The organism is Pseudomonas syringae group sp. 247E2 (genome assembly GCF_032587795.1).
In the GTDB taxonomy this organism is placed as follows: Bacteria; Pseudomonadota; Gammaproteobacteria; order Pseudomonadales; family Pseudomonadaceae; genus Aquipseudomonas; species Aquipseudomonas amygdali.
On record NZ_JAWHPK010000001.1, the window covers coordinates 1,097,869 to 1,118,486 of the forward strand.

Consider the following 20,618-nt stretch of genomic DNA (forward strand, 5'->3'; position numbering starts at 1 on the left):
GTTTTCAGTCGCGCTGAAGCATGAGTGCACTCTTACTCCTTTACCCCACCTGCTCTTGGGTATCTGTGGTTCATCTCGTCAGCGATGTAGCGGGTCAGTTCTTCCATTTGATCCGGGTGGTTGCAGGCTGGCGCTATGGCCGTGTTGGAAGTTGCAGATGAGAACAGTGCTTCAGCCGCTTTGGCGTTCTCCTGCAACCCAGGGTCGTTCACAAGCTGATTCAGCTTCGGTTCGTCCAGTGTGCCGTCCTTGCGAAGGATGCCGAGCCTGGAGAAATCGATGGCTGGGCCAGCGGCATCGCCGAAGTCGGAGCCGCCACCCACATCGGGGCTGCCGGAAATGATCGTTCCGCCGTGGCTGGTCGGGCTGCCCAGGTGGGCCATCGGACGACCGTTGATGAGGATCGAGGGAAAGCCGGTGACGATCACCGCGTCGCAGCCGCACAGATCGCCTACTCTGGCGGCGGGCATGCCGTTGATCAGGGTGTCGGAGGAGGCTGTGACAATCGGGGTGCAACCGTGGCCCGGCAACGGGCAGAGGTGCATGTCGCCCTGGCGGCCTGAGGGAGTCATGTGTCGTCCTTAGGTGTATTGAAAACGGACGAAGCTAATGAATACCTTGTGTGGGGTATGTAAGGAAAATCCGGGTTTTTTGCGGGAATTTGCTCATTCGTTCAGAGCCAATCGGCTGATTGAAGCACTTCGTTATAAGGCCTTCCGCTAGATCTTTACGTGCCGGTTTGCTGCTACCGGGCCGTTTCGCCCATAATCGCTGTTTTAAGTCGTCTCGAAACCGCAGCAGGAGCCTCATGGAGCAATTTCGCAATATCGGCATCATCGGTCGCCTGGGCAGTGTTCAGGTGCTCGATACCGTTCGCCGACTCAAGAGATTCCTGCTGGACCGCCACCTGCACGTCATTCTTGAAGAGACGATTGCCGAAGTCCTGCCCGGTCATGGCCTGCAAACCTCGTCGCGCAAGATGCTCGGTGAAGTCTGTGACATGGTCATCGTGGTCGGTGGCGATGGCAGCCTGTTAGGCGCTGCACGGGCACTGGCCAGGCACAATGTTCCGGTACTGGGTATCAACCGCGGCAGCCTGGGTTTTCTGACCGACATTCGTCCCGACGAGCTGGAGGTCAAATGCGCTGAAGTGCTCGACGGGCACTATCTGGTCGAAAACCGCTTCCTGCTTCAGGCCGAAGTGCGCCGCCACGGTGAGGCCATCGGTCAGGGCGATGCGCTCAACGACGTTGTGCTGCACCCCGGCAAGTCCACGCGCATGATCGAGTTCGAGATCTATATAGATGGTCAGTTTGTGTGCAGTCAGAAGGCCGATGGCCTGATCGTCGCCACGCCGACCGGATCGACAGCCTATGCGCTGTCGGCGGGCGGGCCGATCATGCATCCCAAGCTCGACGCCATCGTTATCGTGCCGATGTACCCGCACACCTTGTCCGGGCGGCCCATCGTGGTCGACGGCAACAGCGAGCTGAAAATCGTGGTGTCCAAGGACATGACCATTTATCCGCAAGTGTCCTGCGATGGCCAGAATCACTTTACCTGCGCACCGGGTGACACCATCACGGTCAGCAAGAAACCGCAGAAGCTGCGTCTGATTCACCCGCTGGATCACAATTATTACGAAGTCTGCCGCACCAAGCTCGGCTGGGGCAGCAAGCTCGGCGGCGGGGGCGATTAATGCTCGATCCGGCGCGTGGCTACGATCTGATCGGTGACGTGCACGGGTGCGCCCATACCTTGGAGCACTTGCTGGAGCTTCTCGGCTACCGTCTGCAGGCTGGCGTCTGGCGTCACCCTGAGCGTATTGCGATTTTCCTCGGCGACATCATTGACCGTGGCCCGCGTATTCGCGAGTCGCTGCATATCGTCCGCGATATGGTTCAGGCCGGTCATGCCCTGTGCATCATGGGCAACCATGAGTTCAACGCGCTGGGCTGGATGACGCCAGCCTTGCCGGAAAGCGGTCATGAGTTCGTGCGTGAGCACACCCCGCGCCATGCCCGGCTGATCGGCGAAACCCTGGCGCAGTTCGAGCGCTACCTGGATGAATGGAGCGAGTTCGTCAACTGGTTCTATGAGCTGCCGCTGTACATGGACGCCGGTCGCTTCAGGGTGGTGCATGCCTGCTGGGATGCGACTCTGATCGATCCGTTGCGCGGCCTGCATGGCACCGGCTGTATCGACAAGCATTTTGTCCAGGCCTCGGCAGTGCCCGGCAGCTTCGCCAGCAATGTGTTCAACCGTCTGCTGCGCGGCACCGACATGCGTTTGCCGCACGGTCTTACTCTGACCGGCGGCGACGGGCTGACCCGCGAGTTTTTTCGTACCAAGTTCTGGGAAGATGACCCGCAGACCTATGGCGACGTGGTATTTCAGCCCGACGCGCTGCCTGAAGGCGTAGCCAAGACCCCGCTGTCCACGTCCGAAAAAAACGCATTGCTGCGTTACGGTATCAATGAGCCGCTGCTGTTTGTCGGTCATTACTGGCGCAGCGGCGTCCCCGCGCCTATCCGGCCTAATCTGGCCTGTCTGGATTACAGCGCCGTGCTCTACGGCAAGCTGGTCGCCTATCGGCTGGACCAGGAAACACAGATCGACCCGGACAAATTCGTCTGGGTCGACGTGCAGCGTCCCGAGGTTTCAGAATGAGTGCTGTTGCAGTCCTGCGGTTGCCGTTGACCACCAACCTGAGCGGGTTTGTCAGCCTGTTGCAGCGCTTGCGGATTCCCCACAGGGTCAGCGAAGAGGCTGGCGAGCAGGTACTTTGGGTGCCGGATGCGCCGCAACTGGCCGATGAGGTGCGCGACTTGTACACGCGCTTTCCTGAAGGGGACGAGCATTTTCAACTGGCGCAAGACGCCCCAAACGTGACGTACAAGCCGCCGGGCCTGATCGAGCAGCTACGCAACAGCCCGGTAACGGCCCTGGTATTGCTGGTCACCCTGCTGGTGGCGGGCATGACGTTGCTGGGGGACAACCTTGAAGCCATCCGCTGGCTGACCTTTCAGGATTTCCGGATCAGTGGCGAGTACGCGACGTTTCTGCCGTTGTCCGACAGCCTGGCCGCCGGGCAATGGTGGCGGATCGTCTCACCTATGCTGATTCACTTCGGCATCCTGCACCTGGCCATGAACGGCATGTGGTTCTGGGAACTGGGCAGGCGCATCGAAATTCGTCAGGGCGGTCTGTCTTTATTGCTGCTCACGCTGCTGTTTTCAGCTGTTTCAAATTACGTGCAGTACCTGTTCAGCGGCCCAAGCCTGTTTGGCGGACTGTCCGGCGTGCTGTATGGCCTGCTCGGGCATTGCTGGATTTTCCAGATGCTGGCGCCCAACCCGGTCTATCGCCTGCCGCGCGGGGTATTGATCATGATGCTCATCTGGCTGGCGCTATGCCTGTCCGGCCTGGTGAGCATGCTCGGTTTCGGCGAGATCGCCAACGGCGCGCACGTCGGCGGTCTGATCATCGGTTGTGCTACCGGCCTGGTCGGCGGTGCGATTGCGCGCCGCAAGTCGTAAAATTACCCGCTATTTTCTGGAGTGCGCCATGTCGTCTTTTATAGAAATGATCGAAAACATCACCCCGGATATCTACGAAAGCCTGAAGCTGGCCGTGGAAATCGGCAAATGGTCCGATGGCCGCAAGCTTACTCAGGAACAGCGTGAGCTGTCGTTGCAGGCGCTGATCGCCTGGGAAGTGCAGAACCTGCCGGAAGACCAGCGCACGGGCTACATGGGACCGCAGGAATGCGCCTCCAAATCAGCGCCAGTGCCCAATATCCTGTTCAAATCGGATGCTATTCATTGATCGAAATTGGTCGCGGAGCAGTCAACAAAATGTCGGCGCGTCAGGATGATGCGTCATGTGTGCAATACGCTTTTCGCCTGGGCGAGACTGAGATTGCGGTCAACCCGCTGATCGGCAAGATGCTGCGCCTGGAGTTTCTTGGTGCCATTCATTGCAGTCATTGCGGGCGCAAGACCAAGTCCAGCTACAGCCAGGGCTACTGCTACCCGTGCATGCTCAAGCTGGCGCAATGCGACATGTGCATCATGAGCCCGGAAAAATGCCATCACGATCAGGGCACCTGTCGCGATCCGGCATGGGGCGAACAGTTCTGCATGACCGATCACATCGTCTACCTGGCCAATTCGTCAGGCGTGAAGGTCGGTATTACCCGGTCCACGCAGTTGCCGACCCGCTGGCTGGATCAGGGCGCAAGTCAGGCGTTGCCGATTCTGCGTGTGGCCACCCGTCAGCAGTCAGGCTTTGTCGAAGACTTGCTGCGCAGTCAGGTGGCTGACCGTACCAACTGGCGTGCGCTGCTCAAAGGTGATGCCCAGCCGGTCGATCTCAAGGCCATTCGCCAGGAATTGTTCGACAGTTGCGGCGCGGGCCTGCTGGGATTGCAAGAACGATTCGGTCTGCAAGCCATCCAATTGCTACATGACGCCGAGCCTGTCGAGTTTCGTTACCCGGTCGAGGCGTATCCGACCAAGATTGTCAGCTTCAACCTGGACAAGAACCCGATTGCCGAGGGCACGCTGCTGGGGATCAAGGGCCAATACCTGATTTTCGATACCGGCGTGATCAATATTCGCAAGTACACGGCCTATCAGCTGGCCGTGCATCAGTAGAAGGATTCCAGCATGCGCACCGAGCAACCGAAAATGATTTACCTGAAGGACTACCAGGCTCCCGAGTACCTCATCGATGAGACGAACCTGACCTTCGAACTGTTCGACGACCACTCGCTGGTCCACGCCCAACTGGTCATGCGCCGCAACCCCGAGCGCGGCGCAGGCCTGCCGCCGCTGGTGCTGGACGGTCAGTATCTGGAACTGGTCTCGGTCAAGCTGAGCGATGTGGAGCTGAGCGCTGCGGATTATCAACTGGCAGAAGATCACCTGACGCTGCATCCGCAAGCCGAAAGTTTCACGGTCGACAGCACCGTGCGCATTCATCCTGAAACCAATACCGCGCTGGAAGGCCTGTACAAATCCAGCGGCATGTTCTGCACCCAGTGCGAGGCCGAAGGCTTTCGCAAGATTACCTACTACCTCGACCGCCCCGACGTGATGAGCAAGTTCACTACCACGCTCAGCGCCGACAAGCAGAATTTCCCTATTCTGCTTTCCAACGGCAATCCGATTGCCAGTGGTGAAGAAGAGGGCGGACGGCACTGGGCGACGTGGGAAGACCCGTTCATGAAGCCGGCTTACCTGTTCGCGCTGGTGGCCGGTGATCTGTGGTGCATCGAAGACACCTTTACCACCATGAGCCAGCGGGAAGTGACCCTGCGCATCTATGTCGAGCCAGAAAACGTCGACAAGTGCCAGCACGCCATGACCAGCCTGAAGAAATCCATGCGCTGGGATGAAGAAACCTACGGTCGTGAGTATGACCTGGACATCTTCATGATTGTCGCGGTCAACGACTTCAACATGGGCGCGATGGAGAACAAGGGCCTCAACATCTTCAATTCCAGTGCCGTGCTGGCACGTGCCGAGACCGCAACCGATGCCGCGCATCAGCGGGTTGAAGCGATCGTTGCCCACGAATACTTCCACAACTGGTCGGGTAACCGCGTGACCTGCCGTGACTGGTTCCAGCTGTCGCTCAAGGAAGGCTTCACGGTGTACCGCGACGCCGGTTTCTCGGCGGACATGAACTCGGCCACGGTCAAGCGTATTCAGGACGTTGCTTACCTGCGAACTCACCAGTTTGCCGAAGACGCAGGCCCGATGGCCCACGCCGTGCGTCCGGACAGCTTCATCGAAATCTCCAACTTCTACACCCTGACCGTTTACGAAAAGGGTTCGGAAGTGGTTGGCATGCTCCACACCCTGCTGGGCGCCGAAGGCTTCCGCAAGGGCAGTGATCTGTATTTTGAACGTCATGACGGCCAGGCCGTGACCTGCGACGACTTCATCAAGGCCATGGAAGACGCCAACGGCGTCGACCTGACCCAGTTCAAGCGCTGGTACAGCCAGGCGGGTACGCCGCGTCTGGCGGTCAGCGAGTCGTATGACGCTGCTGCGAAAACCTACAGCCTGACTTTCCGGCAGAGCTGCCCAAGCACACCAGGCCAGCCTGGCGATCAGAAACAGCCGTTTGTGATTCCGGTCGAACTGGGGCTGCTGGACAGCAAAGGCGGCGAAATTGCTCTGCGTCTGGCGGACGAAACCGCAGCTTCCAGCACCACGCGAGTGCTCTCGGTTACCGAGTCCGAGCAGACCTTCACCTTCGTTGACGTTGCCGAAAAGCCACTGCCGTCACTGCTGCGCGGTTTCTCTGCGCCGGTCAAGCTGAGCTTTCCGTATGACCGTGATCAACTGATGTTCCTGATGCAACACGACAGCGACGGTTTCAACCGTTGGGATGCCGGTCAGCAACTGTCGGTTCAGGTATTGCAGGAGCTGATCGGTCAGCACCAGCAAGGTCAGGCACTGGTCATGGACCAGCGTTTGATCACTGCGCTGGGCACCGTGCTGGCGGATGAGCGTCTGGATCAAGCGATGGTCGCAGAAATGCTCTCGTTGCCGGGTGAGGCTTATCTCGCCGAGATCAGCGAGGTGGCGGATGTCGATGCCATTCACGCCGCTCGCGAATTTGCTCGCCAGCAACTGGCCGACGGCCTGTTTGACAGTCTGCTGACGCGCTACAAGGCCAACCGCGAGGTATCCAGGGCCACGCCATACGTCGCCGAGTCCACGCATTTCGCCCGTCGCGCGCTGCAGAACATTGCGCTGTCGTACCTGATGCTTAGCGGCAAACCTGAAGTACTGGCGGCGACCATCGACCAGTTCGATACCAGTGACAACATGACCGAACGCCTGACTGCGCTGGCTGTACTGGTCAATTCGCCGTTTACGGCCGAACGCGACAAAGCGCTCGCCGTGTTCGCCGAGAACTTCAAAAGCAACGCGCTGGTCATGGATCAATGGTTCAGCGTACAGGCGGCCAGCACTCAGCCGGGCGGCCTGCAACGCGTGCAGGAACTGATGAAGCATCCTGCATTCAGCATCAAGAACCCGAACAAGGTCCGCGCCCTGATCGGTGCATTTGCCGGGCAGAACCTGATCAATTTCCACGCAGCGGACGGCTCCGGCTATCGCTTCCTCGCGGACCTTGTGATCGAGCTGAACGCCCTGAACCCGCAGATCGCCTCCCGCCAATTGGCACCACTGACCCGCTGGCGCAAATACGACAGCGCCCGTCAGGCGCTGATGAAGGCCGAGCTGGAGCGTATCCTCGCCTCCGGCAAACTGTCGGCGGACGTGTATGAAGTGGTGAGTAAAAGCCTGGCTGAATAAGGGTTGCCCAGTGCCTGACAGGCACTTGTGAGAAAGGCGCTGTCCGCTGATGCGGACAGCGCTTTTTTTTGGAGTGTGCGTCGCCGTGCGGTGTTTTGACTATCGTGCCAACGCGGGGCGTGGGAACGAGAATTTTGGCGTCCATAAAAATCTCACATGTGATGCGTATCTATCTTCAAAAACATCTGATACGTTGCTCACCTGATCCACGGCCAGCAGCAAGGGGGAAGCGCCAATGCCTCGTAAAACCCAGGGCGATAACGCAGCGGTCCCGGCCAAGGCTTCGAAGAGCTCCACCGATTACATGCGTGAAATGCGTCTGCGACTCAAAGAGGCGGGGCTGGTCAAGCGGGAATTCTGGATCCGGCCCGAGAACGTCGATGCCCTGCGTGGCATTGAAAAAGCCTTAAGACAGCCCTTTTTGGGCGACAGAATAAAACTGGAGGATTTCATGACCGAGAATACCCACTGGACCATCAGCTCTCTGCAGAAGGCACTTTGCGAACTGGAGCTGGTGACGAATGGAAAGATCGAGCTCGATGTGACCGAGGGCGATGCCTCGGGAATCAGGCTGACCATGGCCGACTACGGCGACCTGCCGATCTACATCGCCGTGGAAGGCGAGCAGATTCTCGCCGATGCGACCTTGATCGAAGTGAACAAGATCAAGAACGTGCAGGCGTTCAACGATGTCGTCCTGCGCAGCCGCGATCTGTTTCCGCTGTCATCGGTCGGTATCGAAAAGCTGGGTGACGGTCAGGAAGTCTACTGCCTGTTTGGCGCGTTGAGCGCAGCATCGTCGCTCACAGTAGTCGTGCAGGAAATCCTTACCCTCGCGGACAACGTGATCCGTGCGGCCGATGCTTTTGAAGATCATTTCATCTACTGAACAGCGCTGTCAGGCGGAGACTATTCATGACTACGAGTATCTGGAAAAAACTGGTGACCGCCGTTCGTGGTGGCGCTTCCGAAGTGGGCGAGTCGATTGCCGATGCCAATGCCATCCGCATTCTGGATCAGGAAATTCGTGACGCCGACAATGCGCTGGTCAAGGCCCGCGACGGGCTGATTACCATCAAGGCCAAGCACAAGCTCTCGGCACAGCGTCTTGAAGAACACGCCACCAGCATCGCCAACTGGGAAGGCCGCGCCATGCAGGCTCTGAACAAGGGTGAAGAAGCGCTGGCTGTGGAGTGCGCGAACAAGATCGCCGAGATCGAGGCCTTGCGTGATCAGGAGCAGGAACTGGCCGATCAGTTCAACAAGCAGGTCAGCCTGCTGCAAGAACAGGTGGTCAAGGCCGAATCGCGAATCAAGAGCCTCAAGCAGCAGGTCGAGATGGCCAAGGCCCGTGAAACCGTGCAAAAAGCTCGCGTTGCAACGGCCACTGCAACCGGTGGTGCCAGCGGCGCAGTCGAAACCGCAGTAGGCTCGCTGGCGCGTCTCAAGCAACGTCAGGATGAACAGGACGCCAAGCTCGAAGCGGCCGAAGAACTGGCCAGCCAGTCCAGCGGCAGCGATCTGGAGCGTCGTCTGCAGGATGCAGGTATTGGTGCCAAAAGTGGCGGTGCGCAAGATGTGCTGGCACGTCTGAAAGCCAAAAACCAGACGCCGGCTCAGTAAGCGACGCCACAGGGCAGGCGAGGGTGGTGAATGGAGTTTTCCAAACGACTCAAGGTCATCCTCGCCCTGGCAGCAGTTATGATTGCGGTGCAAGTACTGAACTCGATCACCGGCAACGGCCTGATTCATTTCGGTATCATTCCGCGCAATGCGACCGGGTTGCGCGGCATTGTGTTTGCGCCTTTTCTGCACGGTTCGATTCAGCACTTGCTCAGCAACCTGCTGCCGTTCATTGTGCTGAGCTGGCTGGTCGCCACCGAGGGTGTCAGGCGTTATGCGTGGGTCGCCGGGCTGGTCTGTCTGCTGGGCGGGTTGCTGGTCTGGAGCTTCGGTCGCAGCAATATCCATGTCGGTGCGAGCGGTCTGATTTTTGGTTTGTGGGCTTACCTGCTCGCGCGGGCATGGTATCAGCGCAGTATCGCCAGCGTGCTGGTCGCGCTGTTGGTACTGGCGGGCTACAGCGGACTGGTTTTCGGCTTTGTCCCGGTAGCTGGCATATCGTTTGAATCACATATTGCCGGCGCACTGGCGGGTATTTGTGTAGCGTGGCTGATGCATTCCAAGGCATTGCTGGCGCAGAAGTGAGCCAGTCTTTTGAACAGTGTGTTTATTCCGGTTGAAGACATGTCCATACCGGCTCCAGTCGACTTCAAGGGAACTGCACTATGAGTTGGTTCAAACGTGCCATGGGGCTGGAAGCACCCAAGGCATCAGGTCGTGATGGCGTGCAATCCGTCAGCACGGTCAGCCCGTTAGGGTTGGCGTCCGGTCGCATGTTGTGTCTGGACAGCTCGTTGAAGCTGTTGCTCGACGGGCATTCGCAAGTGGTTGTTCCAGGCGATGAAAAGGTCTGGGCCGTGGGGCGCGTAGATCTGGGCCAGTCGATGGCGTTGCATCGCTTCTACCTGGATAACGAGGACTACTTCCTGCAGGTGGTCAGCAACGGCCCCAATCCGGAAGACGTGCAGGACATCATTCTGTTCGGTTACTACAGCGCCGAGCCGATCACCAGCAAGGATGAGTTGCTGCGCCTGACCGGTCCTTCGTCGAAGATCGGCCTGCCCACCTACGAACACGATGGCGAGGTATTCGAACGGCAATGGGGCACGTCGCCCGGCCAGACCGAGCTGACGCCGCTGGATGAGGACATTGTCAGCCCTGATGCTGCGTATCGCGTCAAACACCTGAGCATGCTGTACGCCCGCGAAACGGGGCTGATCAACCGCCGCGAGTTTCTGCTGTTTTCCGTCGAGGAAGACGAAGAGGGCAGCATTACCCTCACCACGGCCGTTGGCATAACGCTGCAATCCACTGATATCAACGTTCTTTGACAAGGAAATCTTCATGATCGACGCGCTGCGTATGTCGCTCAATGCCCCTGCCGTGATTGGCTTCATCATGTACATTCTGGTAGCGGCCATTCTGTTCGCCCTGTTCCAGTTCATCTACAGCAGGATCACGCCGCACAAGGAATTTGCGCTGATCCGCGAGAACAACAGTGCTGCCGCGTTGGCGTTGGGTGGTTCGCTGATCGGTTTCGCACTGCCAGCCAGCAACATCATCAGTTACAGCATCAGCATTCTGGATGTGATCGTCTGGGTGGTGATTGCAGCCGTTGTGCAACTGCTGGCGTTCGGTGTTACCAGCCTGGTGCTCAAGGGCCTGTCGACACGTATTGCCAAGGGCGAAATGGCTGCCGCCATTTACTCGGCCAGCGTCGCAATCAGCGTCGGTCTTCTCAACGCAGCCTGCATGACCCCTTCGGTCTGACGGCAGCCTTGAACAAGGAGACTCACGATGAGACGCAGTTCAGTAAAGCTGGTACTTGCCAGCACGCTTCCGCTGGCCCTTGCCGGGTGTGGCCCGTCGCAAGACAAGGATACTTTCAACGCGCAGGCCAACTTCAGTTCGGTGCAGGAGTGCGTTGATGCCAAAGTGCCGGTAAATGTCTGTTCGGATGCCTACATGCAGGCGCTGTCCGACCATCGCCGCATAGCGCCGACCTATGATGACAAGGCGTCTTGCGACGCGGACTTTGTACCGGATTATTGCCAGGTCACTTCGGATGGCAAGTACATGCCGAAACTCGGCGGCTTTGAGCTGGGTTTTTCCGGGCGTGTGCCCAAAGAGGCGCTGGACCGGGCCAATCAGGAAGTCGCCCAGTCCGCTCCCGCAGGCATGAGCGGCACCACCGGGCTGATGGCCGGTCTGCTGATCGGTAATCTGCTCAGCAATGGCTTCGGCAACAATCGCTATTACTCGCAACCTATCTACCAGACGCGCGATGACCGCGGCGGTTACTACAGCTCGTCCTTGCCAAGTCAGATTGATCGCGGCAAAACCTTTGGCCGTTCGACCCAGGCGCAATCCAGTCCGGATCGCAGCTATGGCAAGAGCACACTGGGGCGTAACCTGGGGAGTTCGGGCTCCGGCTCGTCCTCTGTGTCGTCGACTATCTCGCGCGGCGGCTTCGGCAGCCAGGCCTCGGCACGCAGTGGCTGGGGCGGCAAGAGCAGCGGTGGCAGCAGCAGTTTCGGAGGCTGACGGTCCGGGCCATGAAAAAGATCAGTATCGAGGAACGCCCGGACTGGCGCGCAACGGCGGAACGTGAAGGGTTCAACTTTCACACCATCGACGGCGAGCGCTATTGGGATGAGCGCGGGTATTACCTGTTCACCGAGCAGCAGATTACCCGCGACCTTGAAGTGCCTACCCAGGAACTTCACCAGATGTGTCTGGACGCAGTCGCGCGGGTGGTGGACAGCGAAGAGTTGTTGCACCGCCTGGCGATTCCGGAAGCGTTCTTTGATGTGATCCGCGCGTCATGGAAACAGGGGCATCCACATCTTTACGGGCGCTTCGACTTTGCCTACGACGGCACGGGCCCGGCAAGGATGTACGAAATCAATGCCGATACGCCCACCAGTCTGATGGAGGCAGGTGCGTTCCAGTTGCTTTGGCTGGACGAGCAGATGGCGCGCGGTGTTCTGCCCGCGCATGCCAGCCAGTTCAATTCGATTGCCGAGGATCTTGTTCGGGCGTTTGCCGAGTTTCCGGGGGCGAGCCCGTTCTACTTTTCGGCGATGTCCGGCTCTGTCGAAGACCGTGGTACTACCGACTTTCTGCGGCGCATGGCTGCGCACGTGGGCATTGATGCCCGGCATATCGATATCGAGGACATCGGGCTCAGTGCCGAGGGGCGTTTTGTCGACCTGGACGGACGCTGGATCGAGCGGCTGTTCAAGCTTCACGCCTGGGAACATATCTTTCACGAGGAGTTTGGCCAGCACGTTCCAGCCAGTGGCACTCAGTTCGTTGAACCTGCCTGGAAGTCGATTCTCAGCAACAAGGGAATTCTGCCGTTGTTGTGGCAGTTCAATGAGGGCCATCCGAACCTGCTGCCTTCGCGCGTCGATCAGGACCCGAGCAGACCGGTTCCCAAGGGTTGGGTACGCAAACCCTACTTTTCCCGTGAAGGTGCCAACATTGAAATGCGCACGCCTGGCGATCAGGTGATTTCAGTCGATGGGCCTTACACTGATGCGCCTTATATTTTGCAGGCGTACTCGCCGCTGCCGCGATTCGGTGACAGCTACACGCTGATCGGCTCCTGGGTCATCGGCGACCTTGCCTCCGGAATCGGCATTCGCGAAGACCACAGTCTGATCACCAAGGACACCAGCCGGTTCCTGCCCCACGTGGTCATCGACTGAACGCTGCTTATTCTCAATAAGTGTTACTTGTCCAATACACGTAACACCCTCGCTGTTACCGAACGTTTATAGAGTCCGCAATGACCGGCATCAACCGGTTACTATTTTGATGCGATGTCTGACAATCAAACAGGCTGTGCTCGTGTTTTTAATTCTGGCGATACAGAAGGTCCGTTAATGAACTGATCTGTACCGGCTCTCTATGTTGATCTGTATGTTCACGCTTATTGGCATTCGCGTTGCATTACTGCGGACAACTCTGGGTGCCTGCTGTGTCGGTCATCTTGTAAAGTATCGTAAGTTTAGGAAGTTTCCTACAGACTCTTGCCTGACCTCCACAGTGTTCGCGGGATCAATAATTACATTGACGGGTTCGTCCGTTTAATAAGTCTTTATGAACGGACGGTAAGTCTATTCGTCTCTCACGACACCTCGTATACATCGCAAATACTATCGGCCTGAGTTCGGACACTTGTCCCGGACAGGCCACGCAAGGAGAGCCCACATGCTCATGAAACAACTGCCGGGGTTCGCGCTGGCGATGCTGCTCGCGCTCAACACCAGTCTGGCAGCTGACGCTACGCTGCTCGGAAACCGCCTGACACCGCTGGGAGGCGAGGTGGCGGGTAACGCAGCAGGGACCATCCCGCCATGGCGCGGCGGAATCACTCAGCCTCCGCCTGGATACAAGGGCTCAGGTACGCGGCATGTCGACCCGTATGCCGCAGACAAGCCCTTGTTCACTATTACGCACGCCAATATGCAGCACTATCGCAGCTACCTGACACCTGGGCAGGTGGCGATGTTCGAAACCTGGCCTGATAGTTATCAGATGCCGATATACACCACCCGACGTTCCGGGTCGGCACCGCAATGGGTGTACGATAATACACGGCATAATGCACAAAACGCCCGGTTGATCGGTGGCGGTAACGGTTTTATCGATGCCTATGGCGGCATTCCATTTCCTGTTCCGGAAAAGGGTATTCAGGCTGTGTGGAATCATATTGCCCGCTATCGCGGTCATTACGTGGTGCGAGGGACTTCGGAGGTCGCCATACAGCGTGACGGCAGTTTCAAATTAAACACCTCGCGTCAGAAAGTGCTGTTCCGCTTTTATGACCCCGCGGGCAGTTTTGCCAGTCTGGATAATGTGCTGTTTTATTACCTGTCGTTTATCCAGTGCCCGACCCGCATGGCCGGTTCCGCCGTGCTGGTCCATGAAACACTTGATCAGGTGCAGGAGCCTCGGCAAGCGTGGGCTTACAGTGCTGCGCAACGTCGGGTAAGACGGGCGCCGAGTCTGGCTTACGATATGCCGATCCCGGCCTCCGAGGGGTTGCGTACCGCAGATGATACCGACATGTTCAATGGTTCGCCGGACCGTTACGAGTGGACGTTGCTGGGCAAACGCGAAATTTATATTCCTTACAACAACTACCGGATATCCAGCCCTGATATTACCTACCGACAGTTATTGCAGGTCGGCCACCTCAACCCGGCTTATACGCGCCATGAGTTGCATCGTGTATGGGTGGTGGAGGGCAGGCTCAAACCTACCGCGCGGCACGTCTACTCCCGGCGCACGCTGTACCTGGATGAAGACAGCTGGCAGGCCGCAGTTGTCGATCAATATGACGGCAGAGGGCAATTGTGGCGGGTCTCCATGGCGTACCTGAAAAACTATTACGAGCTACCGACCACCTGGTCTGCACTGGACGTTTTCCATGACTTGCAGGCACGCCGTTACCACGTACAGAACCTGGACAATCAGGAGCCCGGTACCAGTGATTTCTCCCAGCCTGTGCCCAGCGTAAATGCCTTCAAACCCGCCGCATTGCGTCGCCGGGGTATTCACTGACAGGCGTCTGGGGAAGCTGCGCGATTAACCATCGTGATGATCCATCAATCACATTTGCGCGCTTAACAAAAGATAACGACATGTCGATTGTCAGGCATTTGCAAAGCTGCCTAGGATGAACGGTCTTCCACACAGGTAAAGCCGGACGGGTGTGGACGTCCGGGTCAATACGAGTCGGTTGATACCCGCAGTCGATAGCAGCCACCTGATAATAATAAGAGCGGAGAAGTTCATGCGTGCCCCTTTCCATCGACGCATCCGGTTATACGCGGGCCTGCCCCTGGCGATTTTTACTTCATGTTCTTTTGCCGTCTCTGCAACGGCCGGGTCCGACTCTGCATCGACATCAGCCGCTGCTGCAGACAAGGCTGTTTATGCTGTCGAATCGGCCAGAGCCTCACGCGGTTTGTTGCTGGACGTCGCCCATGCCGGCGCACGGCTGGTCGTGGTGGGTGATCATGGGCATATTCTGTTCTCCGATGATCAAGGCAAGACCTGGAGCCAGGCTCGCGTGCCGACCCGCCAGCTGTTGACGGCTGTGTTTTTCGTGGATGAACAGCATGGCTGGGCGGTGGGTCATGACGCACAGATACTGGCCAGTAACGATGGTGGCAAGAGCTGGAGCAAGCAGTTCGAGGACTTGAAGCGCGAGGCGCCACTGCTGGACGTCTGGTTCAAGGACCTCGACACCGGTTTTGCCGTGGGCGCTTACGGTGCGCTGTTGAGCACCGTTGATGGCGGTCAGCATTGGGAAGATGTCAGCGAGCGGCTGGACAACGAAGACCAGTATCACCTGAACAGCATTGCTCAGGTCAAAGACGCAGGCCTGTTCATTGTCGGCGAGGCGGGCAGCATGTTTCGCTCAAATGACCAGGGGCAGACCTGGGAGAAACTCGAAGGCCCCTATCAAGGCTCGCTATTCGGCGTGATCGGCACGGCTCAGCCTTCTACGCTGCTGGCTTATGGTTTGCGCGGCAATCTGTTTCGTTCCAGCGATTTTGGTGACAGCTGGCAGCCTATAGAACTGAAGGGCGCACGCGGCCCGGTCGAGTTCGGTCTGGCCAGCGCCACATTGCTGGCCGATGGTTCGCTGGTGCTGGTCGGTAACGGCGGTAGCGTCATGCGCAGCAATGATGATGGCGAAACGTTCGAGGTGTTCAATCGGCCCGATCGCATCTCGCTGGCCGGGGTCACCGGCAACCTTCAAGGCAATCTGATTCTGGTAGGACAAGGCGGCGTGCGCGTCACCTCGCCGACGGGCGCCGATACGACCCAACAATAAGACCTTTCAGGGCGGGGACATTCCGGCATGAGCACTGTTCAACACACGCAACACTCGGACGAAAAGGCAACCTTCCTTGAACGCCTGATTTTCAATCATCGCCCCGCGGTGATTATCCTTTGTCTGCTGGCGAGTATTTTTCTGTTCTGGCAGGCCACGCAGGTTCGGCCTTCCACCAGTTTCGAAAAAATGATCCCCCTGTCTCATCCGTTCATTCAGAACATGATGAAGCACCGCAACGATCTGGCGAACCTGGGCAATACCGTGCGCATCTCTGTCGAGGCGGTGGATGGCGATATTTTCTCCAAAGAGTACATGGAGACCCTGCGCCAGATCAGTGACGAGGTGTTTTACATTCCCGGGGTGGACCGCTCCGGTCTCAAATCGCTCTGGAGCCCCAGCGTGCGCTGGACCGAAGTGACGGAAGAGGGGTTTGCAGGGGGCGAAGTCATACCGCAGAGTTACAACGGCTCGGACGCCAGTCTGGATCAGTTACGCAACAACGTGCTCAAGTCCGGGCAGGTCGGGCGACTGGTCGCCAACGATTTCAGGTCGAGCATCATTGAGGTTCCGCTGCAGGAGTCTTACCCGGACCCGGCAGACCAGGGCACTTTGCTGGCGCTGGACTACCAGCAATTCTCTCATCAGCTTGAAGAGAAGATCCGCGACAAATACCAGGCACAAAACCCCCATATCAAGATTCATATCGTCGGTTTCGCCAAGAAAGTCGGCGACTTGATTGACGGTCTGTTCATGGTGGTGATGTTCTTTGGCATCGCGTTTCTGATCACTCTGGTATTGCTGATCTGGTTCACCCGTTGTATCCGCAGTACCGTGGCGGTTCTGAGCACCACGCTCATTGCGGTGATCTGGCAACTGGGGCTGATGCACGTCGTCGGCTTCGGTATTGACCCGTATTCGATGCTGGTGCCGTTTCTGATTTTTGCTATCGGCATCTCTCACGGCGTGCAGAAAATCAACGGTATCGCCCTGCAATCCAGCGAGGCCGAAAACGCTCTGACTGCTGCGCGTCGCACGTTTCGTCAGCTGTTTCTGCCGGGCATGATCGCCATTCTGGCTGATGCCGTCGGGTTCATCACGTTGCTGATCATCGACATCGGCGTGATCCGCGAACTGGCCATCGGCGCGTCCATAGGCGTTGCGGTGATCGTGTTCACCAACCTGATTCTGTTGCCCGTGGCCATTTCCTACGTGGGTATCAGCAAACGGGCGGTGAGCCGTAGCAAGCAGGATGCGGTCTGCGAGCATCCTTTTTGGCGACTGCTGTCGAACTTTGCCAGTGCCAAAGTCGCGCCGGTGTCGATTGTGTTGGCGTTGCTGGCCTTCGGTGGCGGGCTCTGGTACAGCCAGAACCTGAAGATCGGTGATCTGGACCAGGGCGCCCCTGAGCTGCGCCCCGACTCGCGCTATAACAAGGACAACGAGTTCATCATTAATCACTACTCGACCAGTTCCGATGTGCTGGTGGTCATGGTCAAGACAGCCCCCGAGGGCTGCTCGGCGTATTCGACTATGTCAGCGATCAACGAACTGGCCTGGAAGATGGAAAACACCCAAGGCGTGCAGTCAGCCATTTCGCTGGTGACCGTTTCCAAGCAGGTCATCAAGGGCATGAACGAGGGCAACCTGAAGTGGGAAAGCCTGTCGCGCAACAAAGACGTGCTGAACAACTCCATCGCCCGCGCTGATGGTTTGTACAACACCGACTGTTCCCTGGCCCCACTGCTGGTATTCCTCAACGACCATAAAGCCGAAACCCTGGACCGTGCCGTACATGCCGTCCAGGACTTCGCCAAAGAGAACGACACGCCGGACCTGCAGTTCCTGCTGGCCGCAGGCAATGCCGGGATCGAGGCCGCGACCAACGAGGTCATCAGGCAGTCCGAGCTGGTCATTCTGGTGCTGGTCTACCTCTGCGTGGCAGCCATGTGCATGATCACTTTCCGCTCATGGGCCGCGACCCTGTGCATCGTCCTGCCGCTGGTGCTGACCTCGGTGCTGGGTAACGCGCTGATGGCGTTCATGGGCATCGGCGTCAAGGTCGCGACCCTGCCGGTTGTGGCGTTGGGAGTGGGGATTGGTGTCGATTACGGCATCTACATCTACAGCCGCCTGGAAAGCTTCCTGCGCGCCGGTCTGCCGCTGCAGCAAGCCTATTACGAAACCCTGAAGTCCACCGGCAAGGCCGTGCTGTTTACTGGCCTTTGCCTGGCCATTGGTGTGTGCACCTGGATCTTCTCGGCAATCAAGTTTCAGGCCGACATGGGCCTGATGCTGACCTTCATGCTGCTGTGGAACATGTTCGGCGCACTGTGGCTGCTGCCCGCGCTGGCACGGTTTCTGATCAAACCGGAGAAGATGGCGGGGAAAGTGGGCAATTCGCTGTTTTCACATTAAGGCTGTGGCGGCCTGTAACTCTGGGTCCTTTTAACTATTAACTATCGTGCCAATGCTCCGCGTTGGCACGCAGTTCGTGACGCTCTGCGTCACAAATTTGCGCCGCGTCGCTTACTTGGGACAGGACGCAGAGCGTCCTGAGCGTTGGAACGATCATTTAAAAACGTCCAGCATCGTGATGCTCTCGTTATTGAGGGCTTACTGGAGTAGGGCGGTCACCCAGACAATCAGGGAGATTGGGGCCAATTGAGATCATTCCAGCCGATACCTCACCCGATCCGCCCCCCCAGTCCAGCGGTCCACTCGCTGACGCCAGATCGTAAACCTCTGTCTCTGAAATCAACTCGCCAGTGCGATGATCATAGAGCCGAAAAAACGCAGGGTACTCCCACCAGGGTAGCCACCTTCTTGGCACCTCACTATCCGGGTGTGGCATCGAATGAAACATCATCGGAAGAACCCAGAGTGGTTTGAACAGCTCCACTCTGTAACAGCCTCCAGGGCTTATGTCAGGCTCGCCAGAGCGTTCCGCTAACCCTTTTTCCCACCATTCCGATGCGGTCCAGAGACTACCGGCGATAATAATGTAGGCTATAAAAAATTTGAGCCGTTGTGGAAGTGGTTTCATTTACGGACTCCCAACTTTATGATCTGATCAGATTTTTTCCACAAAATGTTTGAGTAAATAAAAAAATCGCCCCCTTGACCTGTGTCGCTACGATAGTTGCGAAAGTGGGAGTTTGTAACTGCAGCAAATGGTCCGTCTTTTAAACGGATGACCAGATTTCCTTGTGGCGTCAAGGCTATAGCGGTTTCTGCCTTGGTCAGCACGCGATCTTCTGTCCACGTGCCGAGATATTGTAATCCGCTAAAGTCGTAATGGTCCCGTATGTAGAAGCCTAGGTTTTTTATCTGGAAATACAGCTCGGTCTGCTGGGTGATGAAATTTTTCTTACTGAAAGCTCGTCCTGTAACACCAACTTTTAGTGTTGCAGACCCCAGCGCACCGTACATATCGTCCAGTGAGTCCCACGTACTGCCGAATATACGAAAATTTACTTGGGATAAAACATCTATCTGCCGAGAAGACAGTAAGTTGTTGCCCAGTTCAAATGAGCTATTCTCATCCCATCCGGCACGTTTCAAAAGTTTTCTCAATCTTTCAACCGCTTTTGCCGAGGATACGATGGACTCGGCCTCATCTACTGCTTCCCGACAACGCTCAAACTGCATTGCCCACTCCATTTTTACAATACTTTCGTCACACTGTATTGCAGGTAAGCTCAAAGGGTCAGGTTGGGTTTTTGGCTCCTTCCACTCCTCCGGCATCTCCCACGCTGGACTGTCAAACCATCGCTGCATCAGCGCCGCTGCCGTGTTCCAACCCATGTTGCGCATGGCTCCGGGTATGCGGGAGAGGGCCAGGCTTTGGATGATGACTTCTTTGGCCGGGGTGTCTGTCGGGGCGTAGGTGTGTGAGGCGCCTTGGGGCAAGGCGAAGTAAGTGTCGGGGCCCAAGGCGTTGGTACGCTGGAAATCGTTCAGAGACATTGAGGTTACTCCATGACCGGCCAAGGGGCGGTGGTTGCGAGTTGCAGTGCGATGACAGCCGGGCTTTTATGGCTGCGGCTGTAGCCTTGCAGGTCAAGCGCGCCAACGCAGGTGCAGCGTTGGTCTTGCATCACCACATAGCCCAGATGACCAAGGCTGGAGCGTTGTTGATTGAACAGACGAAAACGTTCGTCGCACATGATTGACTCTCGCTGGCCCACCAGCGAATTAACTGAATGCACAACCCGATCCACCACACTTTCGCTGGCCGCCTCCTGATCATTACCAACCGAAGGATCGGGCGCAGACTGCACAACACTCGACTGCCTCTCAACCCGAAAGAAACTTTGTTGCCTGGATATCAACCGAGCCCCGCAACTGGTCAGGTCGCCTTCCAGTGCGATGATGTTTCCTTCGATATGAAAGTTGTTTTCTTCTCCGATGATTTTGCTGGCACCATGCAGTGGGCAGATGACGTCACAGCCCCTGTGCGCCACGGGGAAACCATTGATGCGCTTTGTTTGATCGCCGTTGATAACAGACCCTCCGTGGTCTGTTGTATCGCCCTGAACGATAGCCAGAAGTTTCATGCAATGCTCCTTGCACACTTTTTTATCAGCTGCACGAGTCTCTGACGTCTGATAGGTTTAATCGACGTTTATGAACAGGCGCAGCGTTTTAATTAATAGGCAGGGAGAGATATCATTACCTTATGTTTTCGGAAATGGCGGAGCGTCATTTGCGATAATTAAGGACTGAGCTTACGCTGGGCTTATAACGCTCTTACAAATAGTCTGGATATTTCCCACAGAAATAGAACATTCAGAGGCGGG

Annotated in this window: 19 protein-coding genes and 1 pseudogene; 16 read left to right on the forward strand and 4 right to left on the reverse strand. The window is 57.3% G+C overall.

What is annotated here, in order from left to right:
• Positions 1 to 68 precede the first annotated feature (68 nt).
• Positions 69 to 572, reverse strand: a pseudogene (locus tag RYC18_RS05000) (PAAR domain-containing protein); the annotation flags it as partial.
• Positions 573 to 808: 236 nt separating this feature from the next.
• On the opposite strand from RYC18_RS05000, the gene RYC18_RS05005 reads away from it, so the two are divergent.
• The 16 genes from RYC18_RS05005 to RYC18_RS05080 all read left to right on the forward strand — a co-directional run bounded on the left by RYC18_RS05005 (position 809) and on the right by RYC18_RS05080 (position 18,234).
• Entirely contained in the window at positions 809 to 1,699 is an 891-nt protein-coding gene (locus RYC18_RS05005) for an NAD(+) kinase (RefSeq protein WP_002554505.1), read from the forward strand.
• The gene (locus RYC18_RS05010; RefSeq protein WP_005744654.1) at positions 1,699 to 2,670 is read left to right on the forward strand and encodes a metallophosphoesterase; all 972 of its coding nucleotides are present in this window, start codon (positions 1,699 to 1,701) and stop codon (positions 2,668 to 2,670) included. Before RYC18_RS05005 ends, RYC18_RS05010 begins: the two co-directional genes overlap by 1 nt.
• The gene (locus RYC18_RS05015; RefSeq protein ID WP_005781775.1) at positions 2,667 to 3,539 is read left to right on the forward strand and encodes a rhomboid family intramembrane serine protease; all 873 of its coding nucleotides are present in this window, start codon (positions 2,667 to 2,669) and stop codon (positions 3,537 to 3,539) included. Before RYC18_RS05010 ends, RYC18_RS05015 begins: the two co-directional genes overlap by 4 nt.
• 28 nt (positions 3,540 to 3,567) lie before the next feature.
• The gene (locus RYC18_RS05020; RefSeq protein ID WP_002554502.1) at positions 3,568 to 3,828 is read left to right on the forward strand and encodes a YeaC family protein; all 261 of its coding nucleotides are present in this window, start codon (positions 3,568 to 3,570) and stop codon (positions 3,826 to 3,828) included.
• Positions 3,825 to 4,658, forward strand: coding sequence for a DUF2797 domain-containing protein (locus tag RYC18_RS05025; RefSeq protein WP_010194261.1), 834 nt, complete (start codon positions 3,825 to 3,827; stop codon positions 4,656 to 4,658). The genes RYC18_RS05020 and RYC18_RS05025 overlap by 4 nt, the downstream gene beginning before the upstream one ends.
• A 12-nt stretch (positions 4,659 to 4,670) precedes the next feature.
• Positions 4,671 to 7,337, forward strand: a complete 2,667-nt coding sequence (gene pepN / locus RYC18_RS05030; protein ID WP_316883874.1) for an aminopeptidase N — start codon at positions 4,671 to 4,673, stop codon at positions 7,335 to 7,337.
• A 235-nt stretch (positions 7,338 to 7,572) separates the two neighbouring features.
• Positions 7,573 to 8,226, forward strand: a complete 654-nt coding sequence (locus tag RYC18_RS05035) for a YjfI family protein (RefSeq protein ID WP_005744651.1) — start codon at positions 7,573 to 7,575, stop codon at positions 8,224 to 8,226.
• Positions 8,227 to 8,252: 26 nt separating this feature from the next.
• Positions 8,253 to 8,960 (forward strand): PspA/IM30 family protein, encoded by a 708-nt coding sequence (locus tag RYC18_RS05040; protein ID WP_002554498.1) that lies wholly within the window; start codon positions 8,253 to 8,255, stop codon positions 8,958 to 8,960.
• Between the two features lie 30 nt (positions 8,961 to 8,990).
• Positions 8,991 to 9,545: a rhomboid family intramembrane serine protease gene (locus RYC18_RS05045; protein WP_002554497.1), complete on the forward strand. Its 555-nt coding sequence runs from the start codon at positions 8,991 to 8,993 to the stop codon at positions 9,543 to 9,545.
• A gap of 80 nt (positions 9,546 to 9,625) precedes the next feature.
• Positions 9,626 to 10,291 (forward strand): DUF2491 family protein, encoded by a 666-nt coding sequence (locus tag RYC18_RS05050; protein ID WP_005731335.1) that lies wholly within the window; start codon positions 9,626 to 9,628, stop codon positions 10,289 to 10,291.
• Between the two features lie 13 nt (positions 10,292 to 10,304).
• On the forward strand, positions 10,305 to 10,730 hold the full coding sequence (locus RYC18_RS05055) for a DUF350 domain-containing protein (RefSeq protein ID WP_004657435.1): 426 nt from the start codon (positions 10,305 to 10,307) through the stop codon (positions 10,728 to 10,730).
• 27 nt (positions 10,731 to 10,757) lie between these two features.
• A complete protein-coding gene (locus RYC18_RS05060; RefSeq protein WP_002554494.1) occupies positions 10,758 to 11,504 on the forward strand; it encodes a DUF1190 domain-containing protein in 747 nt (248 codons plus the stop codon).
• Between the two features lie 11 nt (positions 11,505 to 11,515).
• Entirely contained in the window at positions 11,516 to 12,673 is a 1,158-nt protein-coding gene (locus tag RYC18_RS05065) for a glutathionylspermidine synthase family protein (RefSeq protein WP_005781785.1), read from the forward strand.
• 505 nt (positions 12,674 to 13,178) lie between these two features.
• Positions 13,179 to 14,534 (forward strand): DUF1329 domain-containing protein, encoded by a 1,356-nt coding sequence (locus RYC18_RS05070; protein WP_005781787.1) that lies wholly within the window; start codon positions 13,179 to 13,181, stop codon positions 14,532 to 14,534.
• A 232-nt stretch (positions 14,535 to 14,766) separates the two neighbouring features.
• A complete protein-coding gene (locus RYC18_RS05075) occupies positions 14,767 to 15,816 on the forward strand; it encodes a YCF48-related protein (protein ID WP_080725918.1) in 1,050 nt (349 codons plus the stop codon).
• A gap of 27 nt (positions 15,817 to 15,843) precedes the next feature.
• Entirely contained in the window at positions 15,844 to 18,234 is a 2,391-nt protein-coding gene (locus RYC18_RS05080; RefSeq protein ID WP_316883886.1) for an RND family transporter, read from the forward strand.
• 187 nt (positions 18,235 to 18,421) lie between these two features.
• On the opposite strand, the gene RYC18_RS05085 is transcribed toward RYC18_RS05080, so the two are convergent.
• The 3 genes from RYC18_RS05085 to RYC18_RS05095 are packed head-to-tail and all read right to left on the reverse strand — an operon-like array spanning position 18,422 to position 20,375.
• On the reverse strand, positions 18,422 to 18,862 hold the full coding sequence (locus RYC18_RS05085; protein ID WP_080544533.1) for a hypothetical protein: 441 nt from the start codon (positions 18,860 to 18,862) through the stop codon (positions 18,422 to 18,424).
• Positions 18,859 to 19,785: a DUF6402 family protein gene (locus tag RYC18_RS05090; protein WP_316883887.1), complete on the reverse strand. Its 927-nt coding sequence runs from the start codon at positions 19,783 to 19,785 to the stop codon at positions 18,859 to 18,861. Before RYC18_RS05090 ends, RYC18_RS05085 begins: the two co-directional genes overlap by 4 nt.
• A 5-nt stretch (positions 19,786 to 19,790) precedes the next feature.
• Positions 19,791 to 20,375, reverse strand: coding sequence for a PAAR domain-containing protein (locus tag RYC18_RS05095; RefSeq protein ID WP_316883889.1), 585 nt, complete (start codon positions 20,373 to 20,375; stop codon positions 19,791 to 19,793).
• Between the last annotated feature and the right edge of the window lie 243 nt (positions 20,376 to 20,618).